The organism is Chryseobacterium sp. SIMBA_038 (genome assembly GCF_046535115.1).
Taxonomy (GTDB): Bacteria; Bacteroidota; Bacteroidia; order Flavobacteriales; family Weeksellaceae; genus Chryseobacterium.
In genome coordinates, this window is the sequence record NZ_JAWRXH010000194.1 from 1 (window position 1) to 269 (window position 269).

Below are 269 nucleotides of genomic sequence, written 5' to 3' on the forward strand. Positions count from 1 at the left end.
ATTATCTGGTTACACTTGGAATTACCCCTACAAGACCCGATACCGGTTATGGGTATATTCAATTCGTAGAAAAGAAAAATTCTGAATATTTTAAGGTAAAAACATTTACGGAAAAGCCTATTCTTGAGCTTGCTCAAAGCTTTCTGGAAAGTGGTGATTTTCTTTGGAATGCAGGAATATTTATTTGGAATATGAAAAGTATTCACCATGCATTTGATATGTATCTTCCTGAGATGACGCAGCATTTTATGGCTTGCGAGTATAACTCT

General features: G+C 34.9%; 1 protein-coding gene. It reads left to right on the top strand.

Going from position 1 to position 269, the window contains the following annotated elements:
• On the top strand, positions 1–269 hold a 269-nt coding region (locus SB689_RS23255), incomplete at both ends, for a sugar phosphate nucleotidyltransferase (RefSeq protein WP_410694418.1).